This is a genomic window from Burkholderia sp. BCC0506, from assembly GCF_902833145.1.
Classification (GTDB): Bacteria; Pseudomonadota; Gammaproteobacteria; order Burkholderiales; family Burkholderiaceae; genus Burkholderia.
Genome location: NZ_CADFEN010000009.1, coordinates 132,757 through 150,773, shown reverse-complemented (window position 1 = coordinate 150,773; position 18,017 = coordinate 132,757). Strand labels below are relative to the sequence as shown.

Here is an 18,017-nt window from a genome sequence, read left to right as displayed (position 1 = left end):
GGCGGCGCGCCTTGAACGGCTGACGAAATCGATCCGGGCGCGGGCCACGGCGGCCCGCATCCGGCAACATCCAACGGTACGGATTCACGCTTGAAACACGAACGCATCGATTATCGCACGGGCATCCTGTCGTCCCCGGCCGAGGTGCCGGCCGACGAATGGAACGCGCTGCTCGCGCGCGACGCGCAGCCCACGCCGTTCCTGCGCCACGAATTCCTCGACGCGCTGCACGTCGCGCGCTGCGCGGTGGACGACACCGGCTGGTCGCCGCATTTCGTCACGCTGACCGACGCGGGCACCGGCCGCCTCGCGGCCGCCGCGCCCGTCTACGCGAAACAGCATTCGTACGGCGAATACGTGTTCGACTGGGCATGGGCCGACGCATACCAGCGCAACAACCTGGCCTATTACCCGAAGCTGCTGTGCGCGGTGCCGTTCACGCCGGTGCAGGGCACGCGGCTGCTCGCGGCAAACGACGACGCGCGCCGCCGGCTCGCGGCCACGCTGCTCGCGTTCGCCGAGCAGAGCGACGTGTCGTCGCTGCACGTGCTGTTCCCGACCGGCGACGAAGCGCGGCTGCTCGAATCGATGGGCATGATGCTGCGCGAAGGCGTGCAGTTTCACTGGCTCAACGACGGCTACCGCCACTTCGACGATTTCCTCGGCACGCTCGAGCAGAAAAAGCGCAAGAACATCCGCGCGGAGCGGCGCAAGGTGCACGACGCGGGCGTGACCTTCCGGCGGCTCACCGGCGACCGCATCACCGACGCCGACTGGCGCTTCTTCTCGCGCTGCTACCGGCAGACCTACCGCGAGCATTATTCGAGCCCGTACCTGAACCTCGACTTCTTCCGTACGATCGGCGCGACGATGCCCGAGAACCTGCTCCTCGTGATCGCCGAAGCCGACGGCCAGCCGATCGCGAGCGCGCTCGCCGTGTACCGGCGCGGCGAACACGGCGGCGGCACGCTGTACGGGCGCTACTGGGGCGCGATCGAGCACGTGCCCTGCCTGCATTTCGAAACGGCGTACTACCAGTTGCTCGAATTCTGCATCGAGGCCGGGCTCGACACGTTCGAAGGCGGCGCGCAGGGCGAGCACAAGCTCGCGCGCGGTTTCCTGCCGACCGTCACGCACTCCGCGCACTGGCTCGCGCATCCGGCGTTTTCCGATGCGGTCGCGCGCTTTCTCGAGCGCGAGACCGAGCATATCCACGCGTACGTCGACGAACTGCGCGAACACGATCCGTTCCGGCGCAGCGCCGGCTAGCGCCGCGCCATCCGGCGTATCGGCATGCGGCGAAGCCATGCGTGGCCTGGCCGCGTGCCGTACGGTTGTCGCGGATTCAGTGCGCGGCGAGCGTCACCGTCTGCGACAGCGCCTGCGGGTCGCGCGACGACGCGGCCGCCGACAGCCCATAGGTGCCCGCGCCGATCCGCCACGCGTGCGCGCTCGGATCCCACACCGCGAAGCGCTGCGCCGGCACCGCGATGCTGACCGTGCGCGCCTCGCCCGGCTGCAGCGCGACCTTGGTCCAGCCGACGAGCCGCTTCGGCGGCTCGCCGAGCGATGCGGGCAGCGCCGCGTAGATCTGCACCGTGTGCGTACCGGCGCGCGCGCCCGTGTTCGTCACGGTCACGCCAACCGTCACGTTGCCCGCGGCGTCGGCCTGCGCGGACATCGCCGACAACGCATACGTCGTGTACGACAGCCCGTAGCCGAACGGAAACAGCGGCTCGATCGCCTTCGCGTCGAACCAGCGATAGCCGTACGCGAGCCCTTCCGCGTAGACGTTCCGCAGGTTCGACGGGTCGATCGCCGGCTGCGGCAGGTCGGCGTCCTGCTTCGGGAACGTCAGCGGCAGCCGGCCCGACGGGTTCGCGTCGCCGAACAGCAGGTCGGCGATCGCCTGGCCGCCCTGCGCGCCCGGATACCACGCGTCCAGCACGCCATGCACGTTCGCGAGCCACGGCATCAGCACGGGGCTGCCGTTCTCGAGCACGACGATCACGCGCCTGGCCTTCGCGGCGACCGCGGCGATCAGCGCGTTCTGGTCGTATTGCTGGTTGTACGGGTCCGCCTTCGCATCGGGCAGCGACAGGCTCGCGAGGTCGAGCCCCTCCGTCTGCCACTGCGTGGCGAACACGATCGCGACATCGGCCTGCGCGGCCGCGCTCGCCGCGGCGTTCGCGTCGGTACCGTCGAGATAGCTGACCGACGCGTTCGGCGCCTTCGCGCGGATCGCGGCGAGCGGCGCGGACTTGTACCAGGTCGCGCACCCGCCGAACAGCATGCCGGCCGGTTGCGGGCAGGACGTCACCGCGTTGCCGTCGATCGCCGGCACCGCCCCCGAGCCGCCGCCCGACAGCACGCCCGCGTCCGCATGCCCGCCGATCACGACGACCGACTTGAGCGTGGCGGCAGCCAGCGGCAGCACCGGCTGCGTGTCGCCCGGCGCGGCCGCGTTCTTCAGCAGCACCGCCGCTTGCCGGGCGATCGCGAGCGCATCGGCATGGCCGGCGGCTTCGTCGATCGCGCCGCCCGGCTTCGGCGGCGCGTCCATCACGCCGATGCGGATCAGCGTGCGCAGCTTGCGCTGCACCATGTCGTTCAGCCGCGCGACCGACACGCTGCCGGCCTGCAGCGCCGCGCGCAGCTTCGAATTGAAGTACGAGCCGAGCGGCGCGTTGCCGTCGTCGGCCGCGCCCGGCTGTTCCTCGTCGAGTCCGGCCTGCACGGCCGCGACCGTCGAATGCGTCGCGCCCCAGTCCGACTGCACGACACCCTTGAAGCCCCACTCGTTCTTCAGCACGGTCGTCAGCAAATACGGGTTCTCGCACGCATACACGCCGTTCAGCTTGTTGTACGCGCACATCACGTTGCCCGGCTGGCCGTCCTTCACGCCGATCTCGAACGCAAGCAGTTCGGCCTCGCGCATGGTCCGCTCGTCGACGACCGAATCGACCGTCATCCGGTTGGTTTCCTGGTCGTTGAACGCGAAATGCTTGATCGTCGCGATCACCTTCTGCGCCTGCGTGGCCTGCGTGCGCGCGGCGCTCAGCGTGCCCGCGAGCACCGGGTCCTCGCCCATGTATTCGAACGTGCGGCCGTTGCGCGGCTCGCGCGCGAGGTTCACGCCGCCGCCGAGCCCTTCCGCGAAGCCGAGCGCGCGCAACTCGAGCGCGATGCGCGTGCCGTAGGTGCCCGCGAGCGCCGGGTCCCACGTCGCCGCGAGCGCGACCGGCGCGGGCAGCGCGGTCACGCGCGCGTTCTTCACGTTCACGCCGCCCGCCGAGTCGGCGCTGCTGAGCGCCGGAATGCCGAGCCGCGGCACACCGGGGATGTAGCTCGCACCGTTCAGCGCGTCGGCCGGGAACGGGCCGCCCAGGTCGAGGGCCGGCATGCCCGTGCCGTGCACGAGCTGCAGCTTCTCGTCGGTCGTCAATTGCGCGACGAGCGCAGCCGCGCGCTGGTCGGCCGCCGCGTCGGGGTCGGCCGGCGCATGGATGTCGTCGCCGCCGCACGATGCGAGCAGCACCGTGAGCGCGCACGCGGACGCGATCGTCGAACACCGGAACAGCGAAGTTTTCATTGATCCTCCAGAATCGTTCTGTTGTACTTGGGGCTCCACTCCAGCGTCCGAGTCTAAAAATCGATCGGTCACCACGCTTGACCGGCAGGAGCATGCGTTGACCTCTCGCAGCGGGGACAAACCCGAACGGCATGACGACAGGGAGACAGACATGGAGTTGCAACAGAAATCGGTATCGGTCCGGATCTACCGCTGGCTGTGCGAAGACGCGCGCATGAACGGCATCGATCCCGCACCGCTTTACCAGACGCTCGGCATCGGGCCGGCCGAGCTCGCCGACGACACGCGCCGCATCGCGGGCGACCGGCACGTGGCCGCGATGCAGCTGACGAGCGACTGGCCGCTGTCGTGGCGCCGCCCGCCGCCGCAGGTCGAGCCGTGGCTCGTGCCGTTTCCCGAACTCGCCGGCATCACGTGCAACGCGGCGACGCTGCGCGACGCGCTGCACGGTTACCTGCACTATCGCGAGCTGATCGGCAACGTCGACTGGGTCTTCGCGCACGAGAACGGCGACGCGATCGCGCTCGAATACGTGAACGAAGGCGACGGCCGGCACGCGGGCAGCGCATTCGCGAACCTCGCGATCCTCGCGGCGCTTGCGCGCCTGTACGATCCGCAGGCGCGCATCGATGACGCCGAATTCGCCGGCCGCGCGTTCGCGCCCGTTGCCGCGCTGCGCGACATGCTCGGCGCATCGCTATCGTTCGACGCCGCGCACAACCGCCTCGTGCTGCGCTCCGCGCACTTCGATACGCCGTTCGAGCGCTACAACGCACCGCTCGCCGGCATCCAGCGTCATGCGGCCGACGCCGCACGCGAGCGCGTGCGCGCGCGGTCGACGTTCGGCTCGTCGGTCGAGCAATGCGTGCGCGACTGGCTGCGTACGTCCGACGACACCGACGTGCCGACCGACACGCTGATGCAGCACGTGTGCACGCGCTTCGCGATGTCGCGCTGGACGCTGCGCCGGCGGCTGCATCGCGAAGCGGTCGGGTTCCATGCGCTCGTCGCGCAGGCGCGGCTCGGCGAGGCGCGCGACCTGCTGCTCAACACGCAGCTGCCGATCGGCGAGATCGGCGCGCGCGTCGGCTTCCGTTCGACGAGCGCGTTCACGCGCTTCTTCACGCGCGAACTCGGCGCGGCGCCGACCCGCTTTCGCGACGGGCACGGCGACCGGTGGCGTTGACGCGCGTTTTTTCTGAGACACTGGCGGCTTCGCATCCCGCCGCCCCGCCATGTCCTGGTTTCTGTATCTGATCGAATGCGCCGACGACAGCGTCTATACGGGCATCACGACCGATGTCGCCGCGCGCTTCGACGAACACGCGTCCGGCAAGGGCGCACGCTACACGCGCTCGCGCAAGCCGCGTGCGGTGCTCGCGACGTTTGCGCTGCCCGACCGGTCGAGCGCGTCGCGCGCCGAATACTGGGTGAAGCGGCTCACGCCCGCCAAAAAGCGCGAGCTGGCGGCCGGTTTGCGCACGCTGGAATCGGTGTTGCCGGTAGCGGTCGCGCTCGACGGGAGCGGCGACACGGCCGAGACGAAGGCGCCGGTGCGCAGGCGGAAGAAGGGGCAGCGGAACGACATCGACGATGCGGCGAAGACGGCGGAAACGGAACAGGTCGCCGGAAACAACGCGAAAGCCGGGAAAGTTGTCAGGTCTGCAACGGCCGCGAAGAAGGCGAAACCCGCGAAGGGCGAGCCGGCGTCGACGCCGGCCCAATCGAATCGAGCCGCACCAGACCCGGAACGTGCAAAAACCAACGGCAATGCTGCCGCAAAAAAGACCTCATCGCGTCGCACACCGGTCAAGAAAACCGGCTCGCCCTCTTCCGCCCCGTCAAACGGGAAGGTGCCAGCCACTGCCGGCGAACCCGCCGCGCGCGTACGCGAAGGCGCCGATTCCGCACCGGCCCGTCGCCGTCCATCGGCCACGAAAACCACCGCGGCGATCACCCCGGCCGTGGCCTCGCCCCGAGCGAAACGCGCGAAGCAGGCCCCGGCCGCGCCTGCCTCACCGCCCACCCGCCGGAAAACCATGCGCGCAAAACAAAACCGCGCGGCCTCCTGAAGAGACACGCGCGGTTCGCGTTCCGTACGAGCCGGCCGTCGGCCGGCACGCCGCTTACTTCTTGTAGTTCGCGGCGCCGTCGGTGATTTCCTTGTGCGCGGCTTCGATGCCGGCCCAGCCTTCGACCTTCACCCACTTGCCCTTCTCGAGCGCCTTGTATTGCTCGAAGAAGTGCTTGATCTGGTCCTTCAGGTACTCGGGCACGTCGTCGATCGACTTCAGGTTCGCCGTCATCGGGCAGATCTTGTCGTGCGGCACGGCGATCAGCTTCGCGTCGACGCCCGACTCGTCGGTCATCTGCAGCATGCCGAGCACGCGCGAACGCACGATCGAGCCGGCCAGCAGCGGGAACGGCGTGATCACCAGCACGTCGACCGGATCGCCGTCGCCCGACAGCGTCTGCGGGATGTAGCCGTAGTTCACCGGGTAGCGCATGCCCGTGCCGATGAAGCGGTCGACGACGAGGAGGCCCAGTTCCTTGTCCGCCTCGTACTTCACCGGATCGCTTTGCGCGGGAATCTCGATGATCACGTTGAAATCTTGCGGCAGGTCCTTGCCGGCCGGAACATGATTGAAGCTCATGAGCACTCTCTGTAGGTCGATGGGAATTCGGGACAGGGCGCCGCGGCCGATGCCGTCGCGGGCGTCCCCCAAAAGGAATGCGCCATTATAGCCAATCGACCGGTGGCGTCCGGATGACGATCGGCGCGATAATCGTTCCGGATGTCCGGGCGTCGGGCCGGCTGCGTTGCACGTCAATCACAAGGTATGGAACCCGAGCAAGCGCTGAAGCGCTAACCTGGGTCGACCGCGATGCATGGGACCCGAGTAAGCGCTGAAGCGCTAACTCGGGTCGACAGGAGGAGGCATGGAAGAAGCGAAGCATTTCATCGCGGGCGAATGGACCTTGCCCGCGCAACTGGAAACCATCGCGGTCGTCGATCCGTCCGACGGCCAGCCGTTCGCGACGATCGCGCGCGGCACGGCGCCCGACATCGAGCGCGCGGTCGCCGCGGCCCGCGACGCGTTCGCGGGCCCGTGGGGCGCCGCCAGCGCCGCCGAGCGCGGCCGCGTGCTGATGCGGCTGTCGGCGCGCGTGGCCGATTCGATCGAGGAGCTCGCCGCGATCGAGGCACGCGACACCGGCAAGCCGCTGAAGCAGGCACGCGCCGACGCGGCCGCGCTCGCGCGCTACTTCGAGTTCTACGCGGGCGCCGCCGACAAGCTGCACGGCGAAACCCTCCCCTACCAGGCCGGCTACACGGTGCTGACGGTGCGCGAGCCGCACGGCGTCACGGGCCATATCGTGCCGTGGAACTACCCGATGCAGATCTTCGGGCGCAGCGTCGGCGCGGCGCTCGCGGCCGGCAACGCGTGCGTCGTCAAGCCGGCCGAGGACGCGTGCCTGTCCGTGCTGCGCGTCGCCGAGCTGGCCGCCGAGGCCGGGCTGCCGGCCGGCGCGCTCAACATCGTCACCGGCTACGGCCATGAAGCGGGCGCCGCGCTCGCGCGCCATCCGGGCATCGACCACATCTCGTTTACGGGTTCGCCGGCCACCGGCAAGCTGGTCACGCAGATGGCGGCCGAGAACCACGTGCCCGTCACGCTCGAACTCGGCGGCAAGTCGCCGCAAATCGTGTTCGCCGACGCCGATCTCGACGCGGCGCTGCCGGTGCTCGTGTCCGCGATCGTGCAGAACGGCGGGCAGACCTGCTCGGCCGGCAGCCGCGTGCTGATCGAGCGCGCGGTGTACGAGCCGCTCGTCGAGCGCCTCGCCACCGCGTTCAACGGGCTGCGGGTCGGCCCGAGCCGCGCCGATCTCGACTGCGGCCCGCTGATCAACGCGAAGCAGCAGCAACGCGTGTGGGATTTCCTGTCCGACGCGCAGCATGACGGCATTCCGATGGCCGCGCACGGGCAAGTCGTCGCCGACGCGCCCGAAAGCGGCTTCTATCAAGCGCCCGCGCTGTTGCGCGACGTGCCGCCGTCGCACCGGCTCGCACAGGAGGAGGTATTCGGCCCCGTGCTCGCGGCGATGCGTTTCGTCGACGAGGACGAAGCCGTCGCGCTCGCGAACGGCACGCCGTACGGCCTCGTCGCGGGCGTCTGGACCCGCGACGGCGCGCGCCAGTTGCGGCTTGCGCGGCGGCTGCGCGCGGGGCAGGTGTTCATCAACAACTATGGCGCGGGCGGCGGCGTCGAGCTGCCGTTCGGCGGCGTCGGCCATTCGGGCCATGGCCGCGAGAAAGGCTTCGAGGCCCTGTACGGCTTCACCGCGCTGAAGACGATCGCGATCCGGCACGGCTGACGCACGGCACGCGCCCGGCGTGCGGGCAGCACCCGGCCGCCGGTCGGCACACGACGACTCTGATGACCAGCACAGGAGACACACCATGCGGTTGAGCGGCAAGACGGCCATCGTCACGGGCGGCGGCTCGGGGTTCGGCGAAGGCATCGCGAAAACGTACGCGCGCGAAGGCGCGAACGTCGTCGTCAACGACCTGCACGGCGCGGCGGCCGAGCGCGTCGCGAGCGAGATCGCGCTCGCGGGCGGCAAGGCGATCGCGGTGGCCGGCGACGTGTCGAAAGCGGACGACTGGCGCGCGCTGCTGCAGGCCGCGCTCGACGATTTCCATGCGGTGCAGATCGTCGTGAACAACGCGGGCACGACGCACCGCAACAAGCCCGTGCTCGACGTGACGGAAGCCGAATTCGACCGCGTGTACGCCGTCAACATGAAGAGCCTGTTCTGGTGCGTGCAGACCTTCGTGCCGTACTTCCGCGCACAGGGCGGCGGCGTGTTCGTGAACGTCGCGTCGACGGCCGGCGTGCGGCCGCGCCCGGGCCTTGTCTGGTACAACAGCACGAAGGGTGCGATGATCACCGCGAGCAAGTCGCTCGCGGCCGAACTCGGCGCCGAGCGCATCCGCGTGAACTGCATCAACCCGGTGCTCGGCGAAACCGCGCTGATGACCGAGTTCATGGGCTGCGAGGACACGCCGGAGAATCGCCGCCGCTTTCTCGCGACGATTCCGCTCGGCCGCTTCTCGACGCCGCAGGACATCGCGAACGCCGCGCTGTACCTCGCATCCGACGAAGCCGAGTTCATCACCGGCGTCTGCCTCGAAGTCGACGGCGGGCGCTGCATCTAGCCGTCACGGGGGGCACGGCCGCCGCGTATTGCTTCGCACGAAACCGGATCGGGCGCCACCGCACCCGCTCCGGCCCACTACAAGGACAGCGGTGCATCGGATCCAGGCCACCGCCCAGGCGCGGCCATCGATCGACCGCAAAGCATGGGATCCAGGTCACCGCTAAAGCGCTAACTTGGATCGACAGGAGACAACATGGCAACATCGACGCAGTCGCTGCCGGGCTCGTCCGGCGCATTCGAGGAAGCAACCTACCGCAAGGTGTCGTGGCGGCTCGTGCCGCTCCTGCTGCTGTGCTACGTGGTCGCGTATCTCGACCGCGTAAACGTCGGGTTCGCGAAGCTGCAGATGGCGAGCGACCTGAACCTGAGCGACACCGTGTACGGGCTCGGAGCCGGGATCTTCTTCTTCGGCTATTTCCTGTTCGAGGTGCCGAGCAACATCATCCTGCACCGGGTGGGCGCCCGCGTGTGGATCGCCCGCATCATGGCGACGTGGGGCGTGATCTCGATCCTGACGATGTTCGTCACGACGCCCGCGATGTTCTACGTGATGCGCTTCCTGCTCGGCGTCGCCGAAGCGGGCTTCTTCCCCGGCGTGATCCTCTACCTCACCTACTGGTATCCCGCGCACCGGCGCGGCCGGATGACGACGTTCTTCATGACGGCCGTCGCGCTGTCCGGCGTGATCGGCGGGCCGATCTCCGGCTTCATCCTGAAGGCGTTCGACGGCGTGAGCGGCTGGCACGGCTGGCAGTGGCTCTTCCTGCTCGAAGGCATTCCGTCCGTGCTCGCCGGCGTGCTCGTGTTCTTCACGCTCGACGAACGGATCGCGAAGGCGGCGTGGCTGACCGACGAAGAAAAGGCGCTGCTCGCCCGCAACGTCGACGCGGAGGAAGCCACCAAGGAAGACCTGCCGCTCGGCACCGTGATGTCGAGCCCGCGCGTGTGGCTGATGGCGCTGATCTATTTCTCGTTCGTGATGGGGCTCTACGGCGTCGGCTTCTGGCTGCCGACGATCATCAAGGCGACGGGCGTGACCGACACGCTCATGATCGGCCTGCTGTCGGCGATTCCGTATGCGGCCGCGGTGGTCGCGATGATCCTGATCGCGCGCAGCGCGGACAAACGCCGCGAACGCCGCTGGCACGTCGCGATTCCGGCCGCGATCGGCGCGCTCGGCCTCGTGCTGTCGGTGATCTGGGCGCACCAGACGGCGCTCGCGATGCTCGGCCTCACGCTCGCGACGATCGGCATCCTGACGACGCTGCCGCTGTTCTGGAGCCTGCCGACCGCGTTCCTCGGCGGCACGGCCGCCGCGGCCGGCATCGCGATGATCAACTCGATCGGCAACCTGGCCGGCTTCCTGAGCCCGTACCTGATGGGCTGGCTCAAGCAGGCGACGAGCACCAACGACGCGGGCATGTACATGCTGGCCGGCTTCCTCGTGCTCGGCGGGCTGCTTGCGTTGTCGGTGCCGAAGCGGCTCGTCGACAAGTGATGCGGGGCGCGTCGACGCGCGCCGGATACACCCGACACACCCGAGACACCCGATACGCCGCCGGCCGATTGCCGGCCCGTCCCGAACCGCCCCGACGTCCGGCATCGCCCCGGCGCCCAGGCGTTTTGGCTTGCAGGCAGACAGCGCCCGCACCGGCCGGATGACGGCACGCTGCGTGCCGGCGGCCCAACGGCGGACGAAAAAAAGCCCCGAACGCCGATCGGCGTTCGGGGCTTTCTACGCAGCGCCGCGTCAGACCACGGTGATCGCGAGCGCGCTTTCGCGGTAGTGCTTCGCGGCCTTGTCGGTTTCGCCGAGATGCTCGAACAGGCGGGCGAGCGCGCGATGCGCGCGCACCTTCAGCGCCTCGTTGTCGGCCAGCTTCAGCGCCGACTCGAGGAACGACTGCGCCTTGCCCCACAGCTGCTGCTGCTGGCAGAGGCGGCCGAGTGCGAACAGCAGGTCGGCGTCTTCCGGATGATCCTTCTTCCAGCCTTCGGCCTTCTGGATCAGCGGCAGCGCATCGGCGCCGGCCGTGTCCGGGTAGCGGCGCAAAAGGCGTGCATCCCAGTTGTGCGCGAGCGCGTCCTCGACGATGCGGCGCGCTTCGTTGCGGCGCTCGAGCGGCACGAGCAGCTCGGCCGCGAGATCGGCCAGGCGCGGCGACTGGCGCTCGACGGGCGACAGCGACTGCCATACTTCGAGCAGCGCATCCGGGTCGTGCCGGCGTTCGCGCAGCAGGTTTTCCGCCGCCTGCTGGCGCAGCCGCACGGCCGCGGCCGGATGCAGCGCCTCGCGCTTTTCGAGCGCCTTCGCGAGCTTCAGCACCTCGGCCCAGTTCTTCAGTTGCTGCTGGGCCCGCAGCGCGACCTGCTGCGCGTGGATGCGCTTGCCGCCGGCCTGCATGTCGGCCAGTGCGGCGAGCGCACCGTCGGCGTCGCGGGCGTCCGCGCGCATGTCGGCCGCGGCGAGCAGCCGTGCATCCTGCCATTCGGGCGCATCGACCTTCGACAGCCAGTCGTCGCGGCGCGTGTACTCGTGCATCCGGTGCGCGGCCGTGGCCGCGACGAGACTCGCGGCGCCCAGGTTCGCATCGACCGCCAGCGCTTCACGCGCGGCCTTCTCCGCACGCGAGAAGCGGCCCGCGTAGAGGTTCGCGATCGCATCGCGCAGCGATGCCTGCGCCTTCTCGTTGCGCGCACGCGCACGATACGCGGCGACCCGCTGCGGCATGCGCCAGATGTTGCGCACGATGCGCAGCAGCGCGTACACGACGATGAACAGCACGACGATGGCGATCACGAACAGGTTCAGCGACACGTCGACCCGGTACGGCGGGTAGACGAGCAGCACCTGCCCCGCGTCGAAACGGCCGACGGTGGCGAGCGCCGCGGCGATCGCGAACAGGACCGCGAGCCAGACGATTCCTCGAAGCGTCATCGTTACCCCCGGCTCTTGAACTGCTGAACGGCGTTCAGGCTCGTGTTCAGGTTCGGCACCGCGACCGTCAGCGACGCGCCGTCAACCTGCCTGAGCAGATCCTCGACGGTCTGCGTGTCCTTCGACGCCTGATCGAAATACTTCGCGAGCGACGCCTGGGCGGCGTGCAGGTCGGCCTTCATCGCGCTGTCGTTGCGCGCCAGCAGCGACAGCCGCGCGGTGAGCAGGCGCAGCTTCACGTTCTCGCGCACGAAGTAGCCCTGGTCGGGCGACGCGAGCATCGCGTCGGCGTTGTCGATCCGGCGCACCTGCACGAGGCCCTTCAGTTGCTGGCCGAGGCCGGCCGAGAAGTCGTGCCACCACACCTTCCAGCGCGGCTCGCCGGCGGCGACCGACGACGCGGCGTCGGCCGGCGCGGCCTTCGGCGCCGCGTGCGGCACGATCGCCTCGCCCGACAGCGGCAGCGCGTCGATCTTGCCGATCGCGTCGTCGAGCTTGATCGCGAGGCCCGTGAGATCGGCCGCCGGCGCGGCCTTCAGCTTCTCGATGTCCTGCGCGAGCGCCTTGCGCACCGTGACGGCCTGTGCGCTCTGCGACGTCGCGAGACGCGCGTCGGCGTTCTGCAGCGCGATCAGCGCGAGCTGCGTGTTGCCGGTCAGTTGAAGCTGCTGGCTCGCGCTCGACAGCATCTGGTCGACTTCCTCGAGCATCCACGCATCGCGGTTGCGCGACAGGTCCTGGTATTGCTGCTGCAGCGCCTGCTGCGCGCTCTGCGCATCGGCCAGCTTGCCGTCGAGCTGCGCGAGCTGCGTGTCGACCTGGTGCGTGCTGGCGAGCGCCTGCTCGGTCTTCATCCGCGTTTCGGCCGCCTGCGCGTCGAGCGCCTTCTGGCGCGCGACGAACGTGCCGTCGAGCCGGTCGATCTTGCGGTTCAGCGCGTAGCCGCCGACACCCGCCGCGCAGCCGAGCACGACGACGACGAACCACAGCAGCGCGCTGCCGCCGCGGCGCGCACGCGGCTCGGGCGCGAGATAAGGGGGGCTGGACGGCGGTGCGGATGCAGCGGCCGGCTGGGAAGCGACGCTTTTGGAATCGTTGGTATCTGTCATGCGTTTAGTCACCGGTGCGGCTGTCGCCGGTTGGACGGCCTCGTCGGCCATCGTTCGAAACGCGCGGACGATGCGCTCATCGCCCGCGCCGGTCAGCGTAATCCTATCAAAACCCAATGCGCGCGCGGTCTGCTCGATCCGCGGGTGCGGCGTGACGAGCGGCGCATGCTTGAGCGCGTCGATCTCGGCATCGTTCAGGTGGGCGCGGGCCAGCTCGTGCAGGTTGCGCACGCCTTCCGAGCTCGTGACGAGCCACGCGTGCGGCCGGCCGTCGAGCAGCGCGTGCACGCGTTCCCACGCGCCGACGCGCGGCTCCGGCACGACGCGCCGGTACGCGGCGACGAGCGTGACGTCCGCGCCGGCCTCGCGCAGACGCTCGGCGAGCCATTCGCGCCCGCCGTCGCCGCGCACGATCAGCACGCGCTTGCCGGCCAGCGCCTGCGCGCCGCCGAACGCGGCCTCGATGCACGCGAACAGGCTTTCCGAATCGTAATGGGGCACCCCGCCGTCGGCCGGCGCCTGCGGCGCGATCACGCGATGCGCGGGCGCCGCGATGCCGTGACGCTCGAGCGCCGCGACGCTGCCGGGCCCGACCACGCCGACCGGCAGCGCGTTCGGCCAGATCGCGCCGTACCGCGCGAGCGCACGGTCGATCGCGTTCGGCGACACGAAAACCACCAGCGCGTAGTCGGCCAGCGCCGCGAACGCGGCGTCGAGCGGCGCCGGATCGTCGACCGGCGCGATATCGATCAGCGGGAATTCGAGCACGTCGCAACCGGCGTCGGCCAGTTGCGACGCGAGCGCGTCGGACTGCCCGTCCGGACGCGTCAGGACAGCGGTGAACGCGCGCGCGCCGCCCGCCATCAGGCGTCGCCCTTGCCGGCGGCCTGCGAGCCGGCGAGCAGCGCCTGGACGATGTCGAGCGCGCCTTGCGCCTCGAGCTCGTCGGACACCGCGCGGCCGAGCGCGAGCGCATCGGCGACGGTCATGACCGCGCCGCACGCGTCGGCCGTCAGCACGCGCTTGCCGTCGGTGGTCGACACGCGGCCCGTCAGGTACAGCTCGCCCGCGCGCCACACCGCGTGCGCGGCGAGCGGCACCTCGCAGCTGCCGCCGAGCGCGCGCGACACCATCCGCTCGGCCTCGACCGCGAGCGCGGTCTGCGGGTCGTGCAGCGGCGCGAGCCACGCGGCGACGTCGGCGCGGTGCGCGGCGATCTCGATGCCGAGCGCGCCCTGGCCGGCCGCGGGCGGGCTCGCGTCGACGTCGAGCAGCGTGCGGATGCGTGCGTCGAGGCCGAGGCGCTTCAGGCCGGCGGCCGCGAGGATGATCGCCGCGTAGTCGCCGCGGTCGAGCTTCGCGAGCCGCGTGTCGAGGTTGCCGCGCAGCGGCAGGACCTCGAGATGCGGATAACGCGAACGCAGCATCGCCTCGCGGCGCAGGCTCGACGTGCCGACGACCGCGCCGGCCGGCAGCGCGTCGAGCGACGCGTAGTCGTTCGACACGAAGGCGTCGCGCGGGTCTTCGCGCGCCATGATCGCGGCGAGCGAGAAGCCGTCGGGCAGCGCCATCGGCACGTCCTTCAGCGAATGCACGGCGAGATCGGCGCGGCCATCGGCCAGCGCGGCCTCCAGTTCCTTCACGAACAGGCCCTTGCCGCCGACCTTCGACAGCGTGCGATCGAGAATCTGATCGCCGCGCGTCGTCATCCCGAGGATTTTCACGTCACAAGCTGGATATAATTTGCGCAGCGCATCACGCACATGTTCGGCTTGCCACATCGCCAGGCGGCTCTCGCGCGAAGCAATCGTCAACGTCGCGGGCGGCTGTGCCTGTCGCGGCCCGGCCGCGGGGGTCTCGGAATTCATTGCTGGAACATCGAAGGACGGGATTGAAGATCGAACAATGGTAGCACGCACGCCCCGGCCCGCCCGGGCCCGGAGCCCGCGCCCGGCCTGCTTCCGTGCGGGTCGCGGCGCCGTTGTGCGGATGTGCCGCACGTAGCTGGTTGCTTGACCGCAGTTCCCGCAGTTTCCGCAGTTCCTTTTGACTCGAGCCTTCCCAAGGAAACCCATCGTGAAGTCTTCCGGATCGGCGCGTACGGCGCGCCGCAATGCTGCCCTGTCCTCCCCCGACGCCTCGACGGACACCGTCGCCATCGCCGCGAACGGTCGTGCGAAAGCGGCAACGAAACCCACGGCAACGAAACCGAAAGACCCGATACGTCCGACGAAACGCACGACGAAAGCCGCCGGCTCCGCCGCCCGCCAGGCCGTCGCGCCGAAGGCCGGCACCCGCACGCGCGACGACAAGGACCGCCCGCTGTTCGAGGACATCCGCTTCCTCGGCCGCCTGCTCGGCGACGTCGTGCGCGAACAGGAAGGCGATACGGTGTTCGACGTCGTCGAGACGATCCGCCAGACCGCCGTCAAGTTCCGCCGCGAGGACGACAGCGAAGCCGCGCAGACGCTCGAGAAGAAGCTGCGCAAGCTGACGCCGGAGCAGACGGTGAGCGTCGTGCGTGCGTTCAGCTATTTCTCGCACCTCGCGAACATCGCGGAAGACCGCCACCACAACCGCCGCCGCCGCATCCACGCGCTGGCCGGCTCCGCGCCGCAGCCCGGCACGGTCGCGTACGCGCTCGACCAGCTGAAAACCACCGGCAACGCGTCGAAGCGCCTGCTGCAGCGCTTCTTCGACGACGCGCTGATCGTGCCGGTGCTGACCGCGCACCCGACCGAAGTGCAGCGCAAGAGCATCCTCGACGCGCAGCACGACATCGCGCGCCTGCTCGCCGAGCGCGACCAGGAGCTGACCGCGCGCGAGCGCCAGTACAACGAAGCGATGCTGCGCGCGCGCGTGACCGCGCTCTGGCAGACGCGGATGCTGCGCGACGCGCGCCTGACGGTCGGCGACGAGATCGAGAACGCGCTGTCGTACTACCGCGCGACCTTCCTCGACGAGCTGCCCGCGCTGTACGGCGACATCGAGGCCGCGCTCGCCGAGCACGGCCTGTCGGCCCGCGTGCCCGCGTTCTTCCAGATGGGCAGCTGGATCGGCGGCGACCGCGACGGCAACCCGAACGTGACCGCGGCGACGCTCGACGAGGCGATCAACCGCCAGGCCGCGGTGATCCTCGAGCACTACCTGGAACAGGTGCACAAGCTGGGCGCCGAGCTGTCGGTGTCGAACCTGCTGGTCGGCGCGAACGACGCGGTGAAGGCGCTGGCCGCCGCGTCGCCCGACCAGTCGCCGCATCGCGTCGACGAACCGTACCGCCGCGCGCTGATCGGCATCTATACGCGGCTCGCGGCAAGCGCGCGCGTGCGTCTCGGCGAAGGCACGGTGCCCGTGCGCAGCGCGGGCCGCGGCGCGCCGCCCGTGCGTGCGGTCCCGTATGAAGATTCCGAAGCGTTCGTCGCCGACCTGAAGGTATTGACCGCGTCGCTCGACGAACACCACGGCGCGTCGCTTGCCACGCCGCGCCTCGCGCCGCTCGTGCGCGCGGCCGAAGTGTTCGGCTTCCATCTCGCGAGCATCGACCTGCGCCAGAGTTCCGACATCCACGAAGCGGTGGTCGCCGAGCTGTTCGCGCGCGCCGGCGTCGAGGCCGACTATGCGGCGCTCGCCGAGGAAGACAAGCTGCGCGTGCTGCGCGCCGCGCTCGCCGACCCGCGCCCGCTGCGCTCGCCGTACATCGAATACTCGGCGCTCGCGCAAAGCGAGCTCGGCGTGTTCGAGAAGGCGCGCGAGGTCCGTGCGCAATTCGGCGCGCGCGCGGTGCGCAACTACATCATTTCGCACACGGAAACGGTCAGCGACCTCGTCGAAGTCCTGCTGCTGCAGAAGGAGACGGGGCTGCTCGAAGGCACGCTCGGCGTGCCGGGCAGCGGCGCGAAGAACAGCCTGATGGTGATCCCGCTGTTCGAGACGATCCCCGACCTGCGCGACGCGTCGCGCATCATGCGCGAGTACTTCGCGCTGCCGGGCATCGACGCGCTGATCGCGCACCAGGGCGCCGAACAGGAAGTGATGCTCGGCTACTCGGACAGCAACAAGGACGGCGGCTTCCTCACGTCGAACTGGGAGCTGTATCGCGCGGAACTCGCGCTCGTCGACCTGTTCCGCGAGCGCAAGATCACGCTGCGGCTGTTCCACGGCCGCGGCGGCACGGTCGGCCGCGGAGGCGGCCCGACCTACCAGGCGATCCTGTCGCAGCCGCCGGGCACCGTGAACGGCCAGATCCGCCTGACCGAACAAGGCGAGGTGATCGCGAGCAAGTTCTCGAACCCGTCGATCGGCCGGCGCAACCTCGAAACGGTCGTCGCCGCGACGCTCGAGGCGTCGCTGCTGCCGCAGTCGAACGCACCGGCGCAGTTGCCCGCGTTCGAGGCCGCGATGCAGACGCTGTCCGATTCGGCGATGGCCGCGTACCGCGCGCTCGTCTACGAAACCCCGGGCTTCACCGACTACTTCTTCTCGTCGACGCCGATCACCGAGATCGCCGAGCTGAACATCGGCAGCCGCCCGGCGTCGCGCAAGCTGCAGGATCCGAAGCAGCGCAGGATCGAGGATCTGCGCGCGATTCCGTGGGGCTTCTCGTGGGGCCAGTGCCGGCTGCTGCTGACCGGCTGGTACGGCTTCGGCAGCGCGGTGAGCGCGTATCTCGACGGCGCGCCGGACGACGCCGAACGCGCGAAGCGCGTCGCGCTGCTCAAGAAGATGAACAAGACCTGGCCGTTCTTCTCGAACCTGCTGTCGAACATGGACATGGTACTCGCGAAGACCGATCTCGCGGTCGCGTCGCGCTATGCGCAGCTCGTATCCGACCGCAAGCTGCGCAAGCACGTGTTCGAGCGGATCGTCGCGGAATGGGAGCGCACGTCGCGGGCCCTCGCGGAAATCACCGGCCATGAGGGCCGCCTCGCGACCAACCCGCTGCTCGCGCGCTCGATCAAGAACCGCTTCCCGTATCTCGATCCGCTGAATCACCTGCAGGTCGAGCTGATCAAGCGTCACCGCGCGGGCGACACGAATGCGCGGCTGCGCCGCGGGATTCACCTGACGATCAACGGGATCGCGGCCGGCCTGCGCAACACCGGCTGATCCTCGGGCGGTGCGGGCGCCCAGGGCGTTCCGCGCCGGCCGGGAT

General features: G+C 69.7%; 12 protein-coding genes. 7 read left to right on the top strand and 5 right to left on the bottom strand.

Going from position 1 to position 18,017, the window contains the following annotated elements:
* The first annotated feature begins 90 nt into the window (after positions 1-90).
* Complete coding sequence (locus tag HWX62_RS21550; protein ID WP_175930537.1) at positions 91-1,269, top strand: GNAT family N-acetyltransferase; 1,179 nt, start codon at positions 91-93, stop codon at positions 1,267-1,269.
* 76 nt (positions 1,270-1,345) lie between these two features.
* Here the strand turns inward: HWX62_RS21550 and HWX62_RS21545 are convergent, their stop codons facing one another.
* On the bottom strand, positions 1,346-3,592 hold the full coding sequence (locus tag HWX62_RS21545) for a glycoside hydrolase family 3 C-terminal domain-containing protein (protein WP_175930536.1): 2,247 nt from the start codon (positions 3,590-3,592) through the stop codon (positions 1,346-1,348).
* 151 nt (positions 3,593-3,743) lie between these two features.
* On the opposite strand from HWX62_RS21545, the gene HWX62_RS21540 reads away from it, so the two are divergent.
* Both HWX62_RS21540 and HWX62_RS21535 read left to right on the top strand, forming a co-directional pair.
* Positions 3,744-4,778 (top strand): AraC family transcriptional regulator, encoded by a 1,035-nt coding sequence (locus HWX62_RS21540; protein ID WP_175930535.1) that lies wholly within the window; start codon positions 3,744-3,746, stop codon positions 4,776-4,778.
* Positions 4,779-4,827: 49 nt separating this feature from the next.
* Positions 4,828-5,664, top strand: a complete 837-nt coding sequence (locus tag HWX62_RS21535) for a GIY-YIG nuclease family protein (RefSeq protein ID WP_175930534.1) — start codon at positions 4,828-4,830, stop codon at positions 5,662-5,664.
* Positions 5,665-5,718: 54 nt separating this feature from the next.
* Here HWX62_RS21535 and ppa read toward each other — a convergent pair whose 3' ends face one another.
* Positions 5,719-6,246 (bottom strand): inorganic diphosphatase, encoded by a 528-nt coding sequence (gene ppa / locus HWX62_RS21530; RefSeq protein ID WP_175930533.1) that lies wholly within the window; start codon positions 6,244-6,246, stop codon positions 5,719-5,721.
* A gap of 286 nt (positions 6,247-6,532) precedes the next feature.
* Here ppa and HWX62_RS21525 point away from each other — a divergent pair, with 286 nt between their 5' ends.
* The 3 genes from HWX62_RS21525 (at position 6,533) to HWX62_RS21515 (ending at position 10,316) form a co-directional block, all read left to right on the top strand.
* Positions 6,533-7,972 (top strand): aldehyde dehydrogenase family protein, encoded by a 1,440-nt coding sequence (locus HWX62_RS21525; RefSeq protein ID WP_175930532.1) that lies wholly within the window; start codon positions 6,533-6,535, stop codon positions 7,970-7,972.
* 85 nt (positions 7,973-8,057) lie between these two features.
* The gene (locus HWX62_RS21520) at positions 8,058-8,816 is read left to right on the top strand and encodes an SDR family oxidoreductase (protein WP_175930531.1); all 759 of its coding nucleotides are present in this window, start codon (positions 8,058-8,060) and stop codon (positions 8,814-8,816) included.
* Positions 8,817-9,011: 195 nt separating this feature from the next.
* Positions 9,012-10,316, top strand: a complete 1,305-nt coding sequence (locus HWX62_RS21515; protein ID WP_175930530.1) for an MFS transporter — start codon at positions 9,012-9,014, stop codon at positions 10,314-10,316.
* Positions 10,317-10,568: 252 nt separating this feature from the next.
* Here the strand turns inward: HWX62_RS21515 and HWX62_RS21510 are convergent, their stop codons facing one another.
* From HWX62_RS21510 to hemC, 3 genes are read right to left on the bottom strand one after another with little or no spacing between them, the layout of a single operon-like run.
* On the bottom strand, positions 10,569-11,756 hold the full coding sequence (locus HWX62_RS21510; RefSeq protein WP_175930529.1) for a heme biosynthesis protein HemY: 1,188 nt from the start codon (positions 11,754-11,756) through the stop codon (positions 10,569-10,571).
* A 2-nt stretch (positions 11,757-11,758) separates the two neighbouring features.
* Positions 11,759-13,729, bottom strand: a complete 1,971-nt coding sequence (gene hemDX, locus HWX62_RS21505; RefSeq protein ID WP_175930528.1) for a fused uroporphyrinogen-III synthase HemD/membrane protein HemX — start codon at positions 13,727-13,729, stop codon at positions 11,759-11,761.
* Entirely contained in the window at positions 13,729-14,733 is a 1,005-nt protein-coding gene (gene hemC, locus HWX62_RS21500; protein WP_175930527.1) for a hydroxymethylbilane synthase, read from the bottom strand. Before hemC ends, hemDX begins: the two co-directional genes overlap by 1 nt.
* A 208-nt stretch (positions 14,734-14,941) precedes the next feature.
* Here hemC and ppc point away from each other — a divergent pair, with 208 nt between their 5' ends.
* Positions 14,942-17,971 (top strand): phosphoenolpyruvate carboxylase, encoded by a 3,030-nt coding sequence (gene ppc, locus HWX62_RS21495; protein ID WP_175930526.1) that lies wholly within the window; start codon positions 14,942-14,944, stop codon positions 17,969-17,971.
* Positions 17,972-18,017 lie beyond the last annotated feature (46 nt).

What these genes read in the sequence shown, in the direction of transcription:
- ppa (WP_175930533.1), bottom strand. Translation starts at nt 6,246, where the DNA reads ATGAGCTTCAATCATGTTCCGGCCGGCAAGGACCTGCCGCAAGATTTC.
- HWX62_RS21515 (WP_175930530.1), top strand. Translation starts at nt 9,012, where the DNA reads ATGGCAACATCGACGCAGTCGCTGCCGGGCTCGTCCGGCGCATTCGAG.
- HWX62_RS21540 (WP_175930535.1), top strand. Translation starts at nt 3,744, where the DNA reads ATGGAGTTGCAACAGAAATCGGTATCGGTCCGGATCTACCGCTGGCTG.
- hemC (WP_175930527.1), bottom strand. Translation starts at nt 14,733, where the DNA reads ATGAATTCCGAGACCCCCGCGGCCGGGCCGCGACAGGCACAGCCGCCC.
- hemDX (WP_175930528.1), bottom strand. Translation starts at nt 13,729, where the DNA reads ATGGCGGGCGGCGCGCGCGCGTTCACCGCTGTCCTGACGCGTCCGGAC.
- HWX62_RS21535 (WP_175930534.1), top strand. Translation starts at nt 4,828, where the DNA reads ATGTCCTGGTTTCTGTATCTGATCGAATGCGCCGACGACAGCGTCTAT.
- HWX62_RS21510 (WP_175930529.1), bottom strand. Translation starts at nt 11,756, where the DNA reads ATGACGCTTCGAGGAATCGTCTGGCTCGCGGTCCTGTTCGCGATCGCC.
- HWX62_RS21525 (WP_175930532.1), top strand. Translation starts at nt 6,533, where the DNA reads ATGGAAGAAGCGAAGCATTTCATCGCGGGCGAATGGACCTTGCCCGCG.
- HWX62_RS21545 (WP_175930536.1), bottom strand. Translation starts at nt 3,592, where the DNA reads ATGAAAACTTCGCTGTTCCGGTGTTCGACGATCGCGTCCGCGTGCGCG.
- HWX62_RS21520 (WP_175930531.1), top strand. Translation starts at nt 8,058, where the DNA reads ATGCGGTTGAGCGGCAAGACGGCCATCGTCACGGGCGGCGGCTCGGGG.